Source organism: Bradyrhizobium sp. WYCCWR 13022 (assembly GCF_030435535.1).
Classification (GTDB): domain Bacteria; phylum Pseudomonadota; class Alphaproteobacteria; order Rhizobiales; family Xanthobacteraceae; genus Bradyrhizobium.
Genome location: NZ_JAUIZJ010000015.1, coordinates 123,150 through 136,394, shown reverse-complemented (window position 1 = coordinate 136,394; position 13,245 = coordinate 123,150). Strand labels below are relative to the sequence as shown.

General features: G+C 58.1%; 15 protein-coding genes. 8 read left to right on the top strand and 7 right to left on the bottom strand.

What is annotated here, in order from left to right; translation table 11 throughout:
* Window positions 1–4: 4 nt before the first annotated feature.
* Window positions 5–799, bottom strand: a complete 795-nt coding sequence (locus QY049_RS22100; RefSeq protein WP_128930083.1) for a GntR family transcriptional regulator — start codon at window positions 797–799, stop codon at window positions 5–7.
* A gap of 553 nt (window positions 800–1,352) precedes the next feature.
* On the opposite strand from QY049_RS22100, the gene QY049_RS22095 reads away from it, so the two are divergent.
* Window positions 1,353–2,312: a LysR family transcriptional regulator gene (locus QY049_RS22095; protein ID WP_128930084.1), complete on the top strand. Its 960-nt coding sequence runs from the start codon at window positions 1,353–1,355 to the stop codon at window positions 2,310–2,312.
* Window positions 2,313–3,102: 790 nt separating this feature from the next.
* On the opposite strand, the gene QY049_RS22090 is transcribed toward QY049_RS22095, so the two are convergent.
* Together QY049_RS22090 and QY049_RS22085 are read right to left on the bottom strand one after the other, a co-directional pair.
* Window positions 3,103–3,630 carry a GNAT family N-acetyltransferase gene (locus QY049_RS22090; protein WP_128930085.1) on the bottom strand — a complete coding sequence of 176 codons (528 nt, stop codon included), beginning with the start codon at window positions 3,628–3,630 and terminating at the stop codon, window positions 3,103–3,105.
* Window positions 3,618–3,932, bottom strand: a complete 315-nt coding sequence (locus QY049_RS22085; protein ID WP_128930086.1) for a DUF1778 domain-containing protein — start codon at window positions 3,930–3,932, stop codon at window positions 3,618–3,620. The genes QY049_RS22090 and QY049_RS22085 overlap by 13 nt, the downstream gene beginning before the upstream one ends.
* A gap of 421 nt (window positions 3,933–4,353) precedes the next feature.
* Here QY049_RS22085 and QY049_RS22080 point away from each other — a divergent pair, with 421 nt between their 5' ends.
* Window positions 4,354–4,641, top strand: coding sequence for a type II toxin-antitoxin system Y4mF family antitoxin (locus QY049_RS22080; RefSeq protein ID WP_128930087.1), 288 nt, complete (start codon window positions 4,354–4,356; stop codon window positions 4,639–4,641).
* 9 nt (window positions 4,642–4,650) lie between these two features.
* On the opposite strand, the gene QY049_RS22075 is transcribed toward QY049_RS22080, so the two are convergent.
* The 4 genes from QY049_RS22075 to QY049_RS22060 form a co-directional block, all read right to left on the bottom strand.
* The gene (locus QY049_RS22075) at window positions 4,651–4,881 is read right to left on the bottom strand and encodes a hypothetical protein (RefSeq protein ID WP_188637393.1); all 231 of its coding nucleotides are present in this window, start codon (window positions 4,879–4,881) and stop codon (window positions 4,651–4,653) included.
* A gap of 37 nt (window positions 4,882–4,918) precedes the next feature.
* The gene (locus tag QY049_RS22070) at window positions 4,919–5,101 is read right to left on the bottom strand and encodes a hypothetical protein (RefSeq protein ID WP_188637394.1); all 183 of its coding nucleotides are present in this window, start codon (window positions 5,099–5,101) and stop codon (window positions 4,919–4,921) included.
* Between the two features lie 49 nt (window positions 5,102–5,150).
* The gene (locus QY049_RS22065; protein WP_188637395.1) at window positions 5,151–5,381 is read right to left on the bottom strand and encodes a hypothetical protein; all 231 of its coding nucleotides are present in this window, start codon (window positions 5,379–5,381) and stop codon (window positions 5,151–5,153) included.
* A 209-nt stretch (window positions 5,382–5,590) separates the two neighbouring features.
* The gene (locus tag QY049_RS22060; RefSeq protein WP_232995558.1) at window positions 5,591–5,947 is read right to left on the bottom strand and encodes an XRE family transcriptional regulator; all 357 of its coding nucleotides are present in this window, start codon (window positions 5,945–5,947) and stop codon (window positions 5,591–5,593) included.
* 291 nt (window positions 5,948–6,238) lie between these two features.
* Between QY049_RS22060 and QY049_RS22055 the strand changes: the two genes are divergently transcribed.
* From QY049_RS22055 to QY049_RS22030, 6 genes are all read left to right on the top strand, one after another.
* Entirely contained in the window at window positions 6,239–6,418 is a 180-nt protein-coding gene (locus tag QY049_RS22055; RefSeq protein ID WP_128930088.1) for a hypothetical protein, read from the top strand.
* Window positions 6,419–7,030: 612 nt separating this feature from the next.
* A complete protein-coding gene (locus QY049_RS22050; RefSeq protein ID WP_128930089.1) occupies window positions 7,031–9,094 on the top strand; it encodes a hydantoinase/oxoprolinase family protein in 2,064 nt (687 codons plus the stop codon).
* Window positions 9,091–10,752, top strand: coding sequence for a hydantoinase B/oxoprolinase family protein (locus QY049_RS22045; protein WP_128955152.1), 1,662 nt, complete (start codon window positions 9,091–9,093; stop codon window positions 10,750–10,752). Before QY049_RS22050 ends, QY049_RS22045 begins: the two co-directional genes overlap by 4 nt.
* A 14-nt stretch (window positions 10,753–10,766) precedes the next feature.
* Window positions 10,767–11,126 carry a DUF4286 family protein gene (locus tag QY049_RS22040; RefSeq protein ID WP_128930091.1) on the top strand — a complete coding sequence of 120 codons (360 nt, stop codon included), beginning with the start codon at window positions 10,767–10,769 and terminating at the stop codon, window positions 11,124–11,126.
* An 83-nt stretch (window positions 11,127–11,209) separates the two neighbouring features.
* The gene (locus tag QY049_RS22035) at window positions 11,210–12,535 is read left to right on the top strand and encodes an MFS transporter (protein ID WP_128930092.1); all 1,326 of its coding nucleotides are present in this window, start codon (window positions 11,210–11,212) and stop codon (window positions 12,533–12,535) included.
* Between the two features lie 71 nt (window positions 12,536–12,606).
* On the top strand, window positions 12,607–13,242 hold the full coding sequence (locus QY049_RS22030) for an RraA family protein (RefSeq protein WP_128930093.1): 636 nt from the start codon (window positions 12,607–12,609) through the stop codon (window positions 13,240–13,242).
* The last annotated feature ends 3 nt before the right edge of the window (window positions 13,243–13,245 follow it).

Below are 13,245 nucleotides of genomic sequence, written 5' to 3'. Positions count from 1 at the left end.
GTTTTTACATCGTCACCCTACCGACCGGATTATTTGGTGCCGCGTCACGGCGCGGCCGTCCCCGCGGACGTTTCGCCCGAAGCGCGGCTTCCGCGTCCAGCGCGGCCTGGTGTTCCGCCGCCACCTCCAGCTGCTCCAGCACCTTGAGGGTTGCTCTCGCGCCCATGTTGACGTGATTGACGGCAGCCTGCCACGCCGCCTGCGGCTTCCGTGTGATGATCGCGTCGATTATCGCATGGACCTCGACAGCGTTTTCCTTCAGGCGTTCGGGCTGCGACAGAACAATGGGACGAAGATAGCTGAGACGTGCGCGAATGACGCTCACGAAGCCCTTGACGACGCTGTTGGCCGAAACGCTCATCAGGAATTCGTCGAGCTGATTCTTGCATTCGAGCACCTTAGCAACGCTACCTGATTTGAAGGCGCGGTCCAAATCTCGTTTGAGCCGGTGCAAGTCCTTGATTTCGCGCTCAGAGATCCGCTCGGCGGCGGTCCTTGCCGTCAGCCCTTCCAGCATACCCCTGACTTCATAGTGTTGCCGCGCCTCGTCGGGGGATACCCGCGCCACCACGGGTCCTTGATTGGGGATGTTGTCGACGATGCCCTCGGCCTCCAGTTGCCGCAGGGCTTCACGGACGGCAGTCCTACTGACGCCGGTCCATGCACACAGCTCGCCTTCCTTCAACCGCTCGCCTGGTTGAAAGCGGCCATCAATGATGGCGGTGCGCAGATTGCTTGCGACCTGTTGCCGGAGCGGTGCGGCCTTGGCCGGTACGCGCTGGACTTTGGAAACCTTCACGCAGTAATTCCTTGTACTAATTCGGTAATTGGTATCATACAATACTAGTTGATTATCCTGCTGCCTAGCTGCGATTTAGTCTCCTCAGGCTTGAGACGCTCGGACTGACATTGCCGAATATCCAACTTGCACTGGGCGAGAACGAGCCGCGGTCGAAAGAGTTGCCGCCGCACGCGCCTTGCCATCCTTGCTCACCAGGCGTCAAGGTCGGAAAGGGGTCCTGCGGATTGCGGCTCAACGAAGCACGTTCTCGCGGTCCTTTTCGCAGATCGCCGTTCAGGCCCCGCAGACCCATTCATACCTACGATGCCGGAGAGCTCGGCAGCCGCCGCCCTTGCGATGCGTTTGCCCAAGCTAGCTGGCGAATGGGCGAGGAAGAAACCAACGTCTACTGGTGCGCTCTGCCAGGCTCGCATAAGCTGAGTGGCTAACATGTGAGGGCCAAAAATTCATGCGGCAAGCTCGGTTTGACGGTTGGTTGCAGAGCTGTCGCGGTCCCGTCCGCACAAGCCGAACGGCATTTGCTATGTATCAATTCGCCCGTTCATAAGCCATGGACCTACGACAGCTTCGGTACTTCGTTTTCGTCGCGGATCTGAAGAGCATCGCCCGCGCTTCGGCTCACCTCGGCGTAGCAGGCCCTGCCATCAGCCGGTCAATCAGTGCTCTCGAAGACGAACTGCGAACGCCGCTGTTCGACCGAGACGGGAGAGGCATGCAGATGACGGAAGCAGGCCTCATGCTGCACCGAAGCGCATCCCAAATCCTGCGCGACGTGGAGCTTGTTCGTCAGGAGGTCATGGCCGAAGGAAAACACCTGACCGGCGACGTGATTATCGGAGCCACGCCGTCGGTTATCGCCATGGCGGGAGCGGAGCTCATCAGGGCCTGTCGCGAACGTCTGCCTCGCGTTCGTCCGCGCTTACTTGAGGGATATAGCGCTTATTTGCAAAACTGGGTGCTGACCGGCTCGATCGATGTCGCATTAGTCAACGGCCTTCAGCCAGATAGCCCGCGCCTCGTCAGTGAGTGCCTTGCCGTCGAGCGGCTGTTCGCCATCGGGCCACCAGGGATGTTCGCTGGCGATCCGGTCGGCCTTGCGAGCCTCCTTGAACATGCTCTGCTGCTTCCGTCGGCTCAAAATCCGATCCGAAGTTTGCTGGATGCGGGCGCCGCTGGCCTCAATCTCTCCGTATCCACGGTGCTGGAGATCGATTCCGTTACCCTTCTGAAAGACCTCGTGCGACAGGGCCTTGCTCCCGCTGTCCTCCCCTTCGGCGCTGTCAAATACGAGCTCGAGACTGGCGTCTTGAGCGCCAGCCCCATTGTCACCCCCGAAATCAGAAGCGATCTGGACCTCATTTACCTTGCCGATCGTCCGCCAACGCGAGTGGCATCCGAGGTGATCGACATGCTTCTGGAAATCCTACGCCAGATCGTTTCCAAAAAGGAGCCGAATGGTTTCGTCGAGATCCGGCATCGCGCCAGCGTCCGCCGCAAGGCAAAGACGTAGCCAAATCGCCGACAGCCAGAAGCGCGTGCCCACATAGCTCGATAGTGTCCACTGCTCGTAAAGGCCGGTGCGCAACACTCGAAACGAGGCAATGGTACCGGAGCCAAAGGCCATCATGGGTGTTAAGCGCTGGCGACTTCGCAATGAAGGCGTGATCCCTTTGTCGGCCTAACTGTTTCTGCGCGTTTGAGATGGGGCGTCTGAGGTTGACCTTCGCCAAACCGTCGCACGGATTCCGGCCGCCGTGAACGGCAGCAACTCCAGCCAAGGCTCAATTTCCCAGACCGTGATCTTCACTGGCCTTTCCGCGTCGGAATTGTGGGGCAGGCAGGGGTCAATGTCGATTTCACCAAGCGTAAGTTTCATGTTCATGAGCGCGCCGACGAATACAATCAGCTCGGCCGCCCGAAATCAGGCTCGGAGGAGCGTTCGTCCCATTGCCGCCGATCGCATTCAATGCGTTGCGTGAATGGAGGCTGCAATGTCCCAAGCCCGATCTCGGATCGGTGTTTCCAGTCCGGTGAAGGACGTCGAGATCGTCACCCGCGATTACATGGTCAAACGGGGCCCTGTGACCGGTGCAAATCGCCGCCGGTATCACCAAGTTAGGTAAGGCTCCAACGAGAAGGCCATGGACGCCGCAAAATATCCGGGCTTCACTCTCTTTCGGCACTTCTTTGCGAGCTGATATATAAACCGCAAGGTTGATGGCGGGCTTGAATTGCGGCGCCTAAGGTGGTCCAGGAGCGGCTCGGCCATTCGGTACTGGGGCAGTTGGATTGTGACGCCATTAGAGTGCGTCGATGGCAGTTTCGATAGGGAGGAAAAATGTTCGGGACCCAATCGGACTTTCTATGAATTCCGCTTCTTTCCAAAAAGCGGCAGCCTTCTCATCGATCGCGTGTACCAGGATGGCGCGAATACCGATCGTTTCAGATGCGTGAACGATTTGGTGGAGGGCATGTTGAAGCAGGTCTTGGCCGAGCCCCTTGCCCTTGTAGGTAAGATCTCGCGCCAAGCGGCCTATAATGGCTACAGGTACGGGATTTGGGAGTCCGTGCCTTTTTATGGGCGGCTTGGGAATTGCAGCCCTCTCAACACTTCCAGAGGCGATGCAGTAGTAGCCTACGACCGAATTGCCCTCGCAAACAACATAGGTGCGAGCAGTCTTGCCCTCGCTGTCGAGGGCGCGATTCTTCAACCAATCGGTCAGGGCTTCATTACCGCAATCAAAGCGGCTAAAGTCATGCGTCGGCTTGAGAAGCGTGGGGGAGGTTATGCCCGCACGCTTCCTCGGATGTTCGATTACTTCTGCCAAAGCGGCTTACGCTTCATCAGTGCCTTCAACTTGGTCCCGGCCGGAGGCGGGTTATCAAGTGCATTCAAGAAGGCATCGTGCTTCTCTGGATCAAGGACAAATAACCTTTGGTCCAAAAGCACATCGATGGCATGTTGCCGCGCACTATCCAGCATGAATTCGCTAAGCGTCTTGCCCACCGCCACTGCAGCGGTATCGATCAAGTGCTTTACCTGTGCGGTAGCGCGAATGTGGATATTGGTTTCGCTCCGGACGCGGCGCGACCTTACTCGCGCCGCAGGGCGCTGTAGTGCTGCTTCCATTGCGGTTACTCCTCACTTCTTATGAAGCGTTATATTGCATTCGTGTACACAATGTCAACACGGTTCGAATGGTTCCGAAGAAACTATCCAAAAAAGGGCCGAAGAGGACATAAGTGACCAATGGATCAACCGAAACGTTCACATAACCCAACTTAACTCCCCAAGTCGATTCTCAACGGGCGAGGTCCCTGGCAACGGTCGGAAAACCAAAAGCGGAAAAAACCCAGCTGCGGTCGAGCGGGGTCGCCGCTTGCTTGGTCAATGCCAAACTAAGCCGCTGTCGGCGTCTCAAATGATTGGACATCCCGGCGCAGATGTCGTCGATCGGCGACATTCTAAAATGTTGTCAAACGCTGACATTTCCGATTGTCAGCGAACGGCGACACGGTAATGTAAGCGATCGCTGACATTTGGATGTTCCATGCTCACACGTACCGCAGCCGATCTTGGCGCCGTCATCCGCGACCGGCGCAAGCGCCTCAAGCTCGATCAGTCGACGCTAGCTAAACAGGTTGGTGTCAGTCGCCAATGGATCATCGAAGTCGAGCATGGCCACCAGCGCGCAGAACTCGGGCTCATCCTTCGCGTCCTTGATGCTCTCGGCATCAAGCTCGATGCAGACAGCAATCTCTCCTCGGGCCACGCCGCCCCGAAGTCCGCCGTCGATCTGGATGCCATTGTGGCGAAAGCCAAGAAAGGCAAGCCATAATGGCCGAGCTCATTGCACTCCTTGAACGAAGTCGGTCGCGTCCGTAGTGATGCACGCGGCCGGCTGATCGTCGACGTTGGAAATCAGTGCATTGAACGTCATGCGTCGAAAAAGTTCTTTCGCATCCTTTCCCGGCTCCTCCGTGACCCGGCGCATCTCTTCCGCCATCAACACATAGGACCAGCGATCGCGCATCTCGACGGCTTCATCAGCTCGCAAACCGGTTAGCCCGCTGATCATCCGCGAACGCAAATATCCCTTGCCCGTCTACGTGCGATCAAAGCGCTTGACGAGAAGAACGTCCTTCGCTGCAAACCTTGGCCAACTCGAGCATCGCGCGTTCGACGCGAGTGTTGTTCCAGCGGTCGTCCGGACGATTGAACTTTGCGATCCAGAATCCGTGGTCATCTTCGACGACAGCTTTCGGACGGGCTCCGCCCATGGAGGTGCCGAGCAGCATCCAGTCTCGAACCTGGGCGCCTTCCTCGGTTTTACATCTTCCTAGAGCATCAAGGCTTCGGCGATTTCCTGAAGCTTTGCAAGTTCGAGCGTCTTGTTGAATTTGCGACGTGGTGCCGGAGGTTGTTGACCAAGTCCAAACCAAGCGCCCCTACGCCGTCGTCGGCTGAATTCAGCAGATAGTCGAGTTCGCCAAGCTGGGGAACCCCGGCATGCTTCTCGATGACGCGGCGACCCCAATAGTCCGAGCTTGCATCGCGTAACGCGCCAAAGACCGCCATTCAGTCGGCCTGTTTCGTAAGTCTCATCCGATAATTCAAGCTCGATAGGATCAATCGCGACCGCATCTCCGTTTGAGAGGTACAACTTGCCGTAGACGAAGCGAGCCAATGCATTGCCACGGCGATCCTTAGCGAGCTAGAATCGGGCCGGCGGTTATCGGTTCGGTCTGACACGGCAGCGTGATGTAGACGAAGCATTCGGTGTTGCTTTAGAAGTCATTGTCGAGCCCTCCGGACTTGCGCGCCCGCTTGCGTTCCCGCGTCGCTTGCAGAGCAATCCCTTCCCTGTCCTTTGAGGGGTCAGCGAGTTCTTCGAGGGGCTGGAGCATATCGTAGAGCCACAGCAGCCCGGCATACACCACGATACCCGTCGATGCTTTGCCCTTTTCGGCGTCCATAACAGCGCGCACGCCCGTTCCAATTCTGCTGGCTGCGTCCTGCATGGTCATGTTGCGGCGGATGCGTGCAGTACGCAGATCCGCTCCCAATTGCGTGAGCGTCCGTGACACCGGGTAAGGGGGCGCCTTTTGAAGTTTGTTGGTTGCTACCATGCTCTTGAAGGCCATTAAGCAGATTATTATGCTCTTAAGAGCATACAGCAATTTCCTGCAGTTTGCCATATTTTGCTTTTAAGAGCGCTTTATGTGCGATAATTTGCTCTCAAGAGCACTTATTCCATTTTCTAGTGCCGTAAATATATCAACGGGATATGTAACCAAAATATGCAGCTATTAGTTGTGAAAGTTCCTATGATAATCTATTTGGGAAGCTCTTTGACTCGTCAGGGGCAGCCATTTGGGACCAGCACCGAGGGTGCCGCCAGTCACGACTAACCAGGCGGGTCGGAATCCAGAAACATGTCTGGAGCCAACAACGAACAGCTTCGTCCGCCGCCGAGCTGGGACAAATTCGAGGAAATCTGCGCGGATCATTTTTCGCGCATCTGCAAGGACAACCAACACGACCGTGCCGGGCAAGGCAACTCGGCGTCGATGACTACGGCAAGGATAGCGGAGCTGATGCGAGATGAAGCGTGAGTTGACCTCCGAGATCGTCACGCGCGTTGTCAAGGAGGTGCGAAGCACTAATGTTGTTGCTGGTCCCAGCCCTGCGCAGGCACCGACCGGTCGGTCTGATCCACTGGACAACGGCTGACGGAAGCGCTCGAGCGCGACTACGCTGCGCGTTGCGAACCCCTTCTCCAGCAATCGGTCTTTCCCGAACTCCACAAACGAGACGAGCTCCCGCCGCTCCTTCCGATTTGCTGGAAACGAAAGGCAGGCCGCGTACGCTTCTCCCGGCACAGACGCTCGCGTCCGTGAATCAGTCGCAGAGATCCAGGCTTCGCCATCGTCTCCGGATCTCTCGCGAAATACGGCCTTGCTGACTTTGTCGCGTGACAGATTGGCCCTCCCAGGCTTGTCACCGTACGCATCAAGACTCTGGAGAAGAGGCTGCTTAGATGGGCACGGAACGGGAGGAACTCTTCTCACACGATGATCAAGAAGGGGGCGTCGGGCACGCCGCCGCCGCAGCAGGCAGCCGCGGGCGGAGGACTAATGCTCCCTTAAAGCTGGATTGCCCAAACGGTAATTCGGCTGTCACCCCATAGTCGCTAATCCTACCAAATCCTGAATTTGGAGGAGCGGATGCGTTTAGGCGCCGATATTGGGGGAACTTTCACAGATATCGTCCTGGTCGACGATGAGACCGGTTTATTTCGGCTCGGTAAGGTCCTGACAACTCCAGATCAGCCTGACAATGGCGTAATCAATGGAATTAAGCAGGTCATCAACGGTGATGCAGGCCAAGTTTCGCATGTTGTGCATGGGACGACGCTTTTCACCAACGCGCTGATCGAGAGAAAGGGGGCGCTGACCGCTCTCGTCACGACCCGCGGATTCCGCGATGCCGTCGAAATTGCGCGCGAGCACCGCTACGACATGTACGACCTTCGGCTGCGTCGTCCCGCCCCGATTGCCCGGCGGCGTCACCGGTTTGAGATTGCCGAGCGAATTCTGTCGGATGGAACAATCCGCCAGGCCCCCAACGAAGACGACGTCGCGCGCATCGCCGAGGAGATGCGCAGAATAGGCATCGAAGCGGTTGCCGTCAGTCTCATCAACGCCTACGTTTGTCCGGATCACGAGCGCATCGTTGGCCGCATCCTACGGGAAAAGCTCCCCGGCGTTGCGATAACTCTCTCCAGCGACATCTCCCCGGAAATCAGGGAATTCGAGCGTTCGACGACGGCGCTCTGCAATGTCTATGTCAAGAGCATCGCCGAGAAATATCTGACGCGGCTCGAAGCGCGTACGCGCGACGAGCTCAGCGATGCAGCCGGTCTTTATGTGATGCAATCGAATGGCGGTCTGCTCACCGCCAGCCAAGCCATCGAAGCGCCGATCCGTCTTGTTGAGTCGGGACCTGCGGCCGGCGCGTTGGCTGCGGCACATTATGCCAAGTCACTCGGACTTTCAGACGTGCTCTCTTTTGACATGGGCGGCACCACCGCCAAGGCCTGCCTCATCGTCGATGGCGAGCCTCTGCTGGCCCCGGAATTCGAGGTCGATCGGCAATATCAGTTCAAGAAAGGCAGCGGTCTCCCAGTCAAGGTGCCCGTCATCGAAATGATCGAGATCGGCACGGGCGGCGGTTCGATCGCGCAGATCGATGCACTCGGCCGCCTCAAGGTCGGGCCGCATAGCGCCGGATCCGTGCCAGGACCTGCCTGCTACGGGGCGGGCGGGGAACGACCAACGGTCACTGATGCCGATCTGCTGCTCGGTTACCTCAATGCAGGCTTCTTCCTCGGCGGAGATATGAAGCTCGACAAGACCGCCGCAGAACGTGCCATTAACGAACAAGTCGGGGCCTCGCTTGATCTCGACACGATAGCCGCAGCCTGGGGAATCCATCAACTGGCAAACGAAGCAATGGCTTCTGCTGCACGCATCCACGCCATCGAGCGGGGGCGCACCATTTCCCAGTTTCCGATGTTTGCGTTTGGTGGCGCGGGGCCGGTTCACGCCTACGGCGTCGCGCGCGTCCTGAAGTTGCCGAAGATCATCTATCCGTTCGGTGCGGGCGTCATGTCGGCCGTCGGCTTCCTCACCGCGCCACTGGCATTTGACTTTGTGCGATCAAGCCCGGCACGGCTGGAACAACTGGATTGGGGCGCAGTCAATCGGTCTCTCAAAGAAATGGAGGAGGAGGGGCGAAGCCGTCTTGCTCATTCAATGGGTGATCGAGAGGTCTCGTTCCGTCGCTGGGCCGATATGCGCTACCGCAAGCAAGGCTTTGACATCCGTGTGCCGATTCCCTCCGGTAAACTTGGGCCAGACAGCATCGCGGAAATCACCGCTTCGTTCGAGCGGGTCTACACCGAACTCTACGGACATACCGTACCCAACACGCCAATCGACGTGATGTCATGGCGAGTGGTCGCATCGGGGCCCAAGCCTGACTTCAAGCTACCGGTCAATACGTCGAAGTCCGACGGTCCACTCAAGGGCTCCAGAAAGATCTACGTCCCTGACGCAGGACTCATCGACGTGCCGGTCTACGACCGTTATCGCCTTGGAGCCGGTGATCGCCTGCAGGGGCCAGCCATCATCGAAGAACGTGAATCGACCGTTGTTATCAACGGACCCGGCGAAATTAGCGTCGATCAGAACCGTAATCTCATTGTCGATCTCGAGGTGGCCCGATGAGCGCCAAGGAACTGGACCCCATTACGCTCGATATCATGTGGGGGCGGCTCATTGCCGCCGTGAACGAGCAGGCCGCGGCCCTGATGCGTTCGTCCTTTACGTCCATCGTCCGGGACGCCGAAGACCTTTCTGCGTGCGTGTTCGATCGCCGCGGCCGGATGGTGGCCCAATCGGTCACGGGCTCGCCGGGGCACATCAATTCCATGGCGACAGGAATGGAACACATCTTGAAGACGTTTCCGCTGGATACGCTCCAGCCCGGGGACGTCATCATCACGAATGATCCTTGGATTACGGTCTCTCAGCTTCACGACATCACGATTGCAACGCCCGTATTCCACAATGGGCGAGTCGTTGCGCTTTTTGCAAACTGCTGTCACGCGCTCGATATCGGCGGCAGGGGGCTGTCGTGTGATGCCCGCTCCGTCTATGAGGAGGGTCTCTTCATCCCGATCATGAAGTTGCATTCGAAAGGAGAACCCGTCGAAGCCGTTTATCGGCTGATCGCGGCCAACGTGCGGACCCCCGATGAAGTGATTGGCGATATTCATGCACAGATCACCGCGAACGAAGTCGGAGCAAAGCAGCTCAAGTCTTTCCTCGAAGAGTTCGATCTTGCGGATATCGAAGGGGTGGCAGACGCCATCGTCGCGCGCACCGAAAGGGCGATGAGAGCCGCCATTACGGCTCTGCCCAACGGATCGCATCCGTTCAAGATCACCATTGACGGGTTCGACAAGCCGATCGAGATTCAGGCCAAGGTCACTATCAAGGACGATGAGGTCATCGTCGACTATGAAGGGTCTTCCTCAACGGTTGATCTCGGTATCAACGTCGGTTTCAATTATACCGTTGCTTACACCACCTATGGCGTGAAGTGCGCAATTGCGCCAGACGTGCCCAATAACGCCGGTTCGTTCACGCCGATACGCACGATCGCCGCCGTCGGGTCAATCCTCAACGCTCAGCATCCTGCTGCCGTCGCTGGCCGTCATACGGTCGGTCACTTCCTCCCTTCAGCCATCATGGGCGCGTTGTCAGGTATCCTGCCGGATAAGGTGATGGCACCCGGCGCCGACAGTCTCTGGAATACGCATATCAGCGGCTTCGATAAGCGCGACAATCAGTTCTTCTCGTACACTTGGTTCTCTACCGGCGGAACTGGCGCCCTCAAGGGACTCGATGGCCTCTCGGCCACCTCCTATCCAAGCGGTGTCGCCGGTGTGCCCGTGGAAATCATCGAAGCTTTGACGCCTCTGGTCGTACGGCAAAGAGCGCTTCGACCTGACTCCGGCGGAGCCGGCGAACATCGTGGTGGCTTGGGCCAGACAATGGAAGTCGAGGTTCTGACCGAGAAGCCCTATCTCTTCTCAGGCATGTACGATCGATGTCACTATCCAGCACCAGGTTTGTACGATGGCAAATCCGGCGCGACCGGTTCGATCGCCAGTTCGAATGGCGAGGAGGTCCGCCCCAAGCTGAGCCGCATGTTGCCGCCAGATACGGTTTTAACGCTCTCGCTACCCGGCGGCGGCGGATTCGGTGACGTTAAACGTCGGGACCGGGAGGCGATCCTCAACGACGTGCTGGACGGTTACGTAACGCCGGAGGCGGCGAAACGTGACTACGGCTTTGAATACACTCCTCCTCACAAGTAGCAACGGAGCGCTTGATGCCGATCCAATCCCGCTTTGTCCTGATTGCTTCAATGGACGTCGATCCTGCGCACGAAGATCTCTTCAACGAGGTGTACGATGGGGAACATGTCCCGCATCTCCTGAAAGTGCCAGGGGTTCACAGCGTTACGCGCGTCAAAGGAGTTCCCTTCGCGTTCGCCATTGCCAACGGCATCAAGGATATGCCGGCGCCCAAGCCGATCTATACGGCCATTTATGAGATTGACCATCCGGACGTCTTGAAGAGCGCCGAATGGGCAAAGGCAGTCGAGGCGGGCAGATGGGCAAGCGAAGTGAGGCCGCATACCCGCAATAGGCACCACGCTGTCTATCAGAGGCAATCCACTAGCCCATAGAGCACAATCACCAATCAAACGTCGTGACGCTTGCCGGGGCGCCAACGACGGGCAGATCAAATGATAACGCGCAGGAGATAGGGATGACGACAAGCGCAGAGACGACATTGACGCCGCAGCTCGACACTGTCGGCCCAAGCACGGCAGGAAAGATGACGCGGCTTGCACTCGCCAGCATGGTGGGTACCTCGCTGGAATGGTACGAGTTCGTAATCTACAATTCCATGGCAGCTCTGATCTTCAATAAGCTCTTTTTCCCGTCATTTGATCCGATTGTCGGTACAATTCTTGCGTTTTCGACTTATGCCGTAGGTTACATCTCGCGTCCCATCGGCGGAATTATCTTCGGTCGCCTCGGAGATAAGGTCGGGCGTCGTGCCGTCCTCGTCTATACGCTCGCTTTGATGGGCATTTCTACCCTGGCGATGGGCTTGCTGCCTACGTACGGGAGCATCGGAATCGCCGCGCCCCTGCTGCTCGTTAGTCTCAGGACCATTCAGGGCATCGCGCTCGGTGGCGAGTGGGCTGGCGCCATCCTTCTTTCCGTGGAGCATGGCAAGCCACAAAATCGCGGGCTCAATGCGTCGTGGACGCAAGTCGGCCCCTCTGCCGGTACTCTTCTCGCCGCAGGGGCCATCGCCGTCACGACGACGCTGCTGAATGAGGCCGATTTCCTGTCCTGGGGCTGGCGCCTTCCGTTTCTGGCCAGCACCGTGCTGGTGTTCTTCGGATTCTGGATCCGCTGGAGCGTTGAGGAAACACCCCACTTCCATCAGCTGCAGGCCGGCCATGCGACGACCAAGGCGCCGGTTGCCGAGGTCCTGAGGGACCATTGGCGCAACCTGTTAGTGGCCGGTAGCGTTCGAATCGGTTCGGACGTGGTGTATGGACTGCTTGCCGTATTCACCTTGACGTATGTCACTCAGAAGCTGGGTTTGAGCCGCACATTGGCCCTGACCGCTGTTCTGATCGGCGCCGGCGTGCATGCCATATCCGTTCCCCTGCTTGCGGCGCTCTCTGACCGGATTGGTCGACGCACTGTCTATGGGCTCGGTGCTCTGGCATCTATCATCGGCAGCTTCCTCCTGTTCGGCTTGTTCGATACAAAATCACCAGCCATCATCATTGCCGCAGTTTCAGTCGGCATGGTGTTTCAAGCCGCGATGTTTGGTCCGCAAGGTGCTTTCGTCACTGAGCAGTTTCCAACACGTGTGCGATACACGGGGTCCTCGCTCGCCTACACCTTCGCAGGTGTCCTCGGTGGCGGTTTTGCCCCGCTGATCTTCGCCACCTTGTTGAGAGAGTATCCCGACACGTATGCGATTCCAGCCTACGTGACCGGAGCCCTCGTCATCACGCTCATTGCTTTGTTGGCAGCAACGGAAAAAGCCGGCCGCGAGATCGATTAGCCACCTTGTGCGATTTGGCGCCGCACATTTGCGATGCGGCGCCAGATCGCCGGATTGACCGGATGTGAACCATGAACGTCAAAACCGCGCTTGCCAGCGTGCCAAAGCCGCCTTCCGCTCTCATTGAAGCCTTCAAAGATGCCCCCACTTCGGTCATCTCGGACAATCTCGACCGATTGGCGGGTGCTGTTGGCTTGAGGCCATTCCATCGTTCCGGACGGTTGGTCGGAACGGCTTTCACCGTGCGGACGCGTCCTGGAGACAACCTCGCAATTCACAAGGCGCTTGAACTGGTCGGCCCCGGGGATGTCATCGTCGTGGACGGAGGCGGCGACGAGACGCGGGCACTGGTGGGTGAGATCATGAAGAATATCGCAGAAGAGAGGGGAGCTGCCGGCTATGTAATCGACGGCGCCATCCGAGACGTCGCGGCCTTCAGCGGTTCGGATTTCCCCTGCTTTGCCCGCGCAGTGACCCACCGCGGCCCCTATAAAAGTGGCCCAGGCTGCATCAACGTGCCAGTGTCGATCGGTGGGTCACCGATCGCCCCTGGCGACATCGTCGTTGGCGATGAGGATGGCGTTGTATCCTTTCCGGCCGCGATGGCAGATTCCCTGATTGAGGCTGTTCGTGCCCAGATCGCGCGCGAAGAGGAGACCATGAAGGCTATTCGCGAGGGGCGTTACGAGGGCTCTTACGGACGGTAGTAA

Excerpts from the sequence above, each read along its gene's own strand:
- QY049_RS22045 (WP_128955152.1), top strand. The coding sequence starts at position 9,091 with ATGAGCGCCAAGGAACTGGACCCCATTACGCTCGATATCATGTGGGGG.
- QY049_RS22050 (WP_128930089.1), top strand. The coding sequence starts at position 7,031 with ATGCGTTTAGGCGCCGATATTGGGGGAACTTTCACAGATATCGTCCTG.
- QY049_RS22040 (WP_128930091.1), top strand. The coding sequence starts at position 10,767 with ATGCCGATCCAATCCCGCTTTGTCCTGATTGCTTCAATGGACGTCGAT.
- QY049_RS22070 (WP_188637394.1), bottom strand. The coding sequence starts at position 5,101 with ATGCTGCTCGGCACCTCCATGGGCGGAGCCCGTCCGAAAGCTGTCGTC.
- QY049_RS22030 (WP_128930093.1), top strand. The coding sequence starts at position 12,607 with ATGAACGTCAAAACCGCGCTTGCCAGCGTGCCAAAGCCGCCTTCCGCT.
- QY049_RS22055 (WP_128930088.1), top strand. The coding sequence starts at position 6,239 with ATGTCTGGAGCCAACAACGAACAGCTTCGTCCGCCGCCGAGCTGGGAC.
- QY049_RS22080 (WP_128930087.1), top strand. The coding sequence starts at position 4,354 with ATGCTCACACGTACCGCAGCCGATCTTGGCGCCGTCATCCGCGACCGG.
- QY049_RS22060 (WP_232995558.1), bottom strand. The coding sequence starts at position 5,947 with ATGGCCTTCAAGAGCATGGTAGCAACCAACAAACTTCAAAAGGCGCCC.
- QY049_RS22035 (WP_128930092.1), top strand. The coding sequence starts at position 11,210 with ATGACGACAAGCGCAGAGACGACATTGACGCCGCAGCTCGACACTGTC.
- QY049_RS22085 (WP_128930086.1), bottom strand. The coding sequence starts at position 3,932 with ATGGAAGCAGCACTACAGCGCCCTGCGGCGCGAGTAAGGTCGCGCCGC.
- QY049_RS22095 (WP_128930084.1), top strand. The coding sequence starts at position 1,353 with ATGGACCTACGACAGCTTCGGTACTTCGTTTTCGTCGCGGATCTGAAG.
- QY049_RS22075 (WP_188637393.1), bottom strand. The coding sequence starts at position 4,881 with ATGATCAGCGGGCTAACCGGTTTGCGAGCTGATGAAGCCGTCGAGATG.
- QY049_RS22065 (WP_188637395.1), bottom strand. The coding sequence starts at position 5,381 with ATGGCGGTCTTTGGCGCGTTACGCGATGCAAGCTCGGACTATTGGGGT.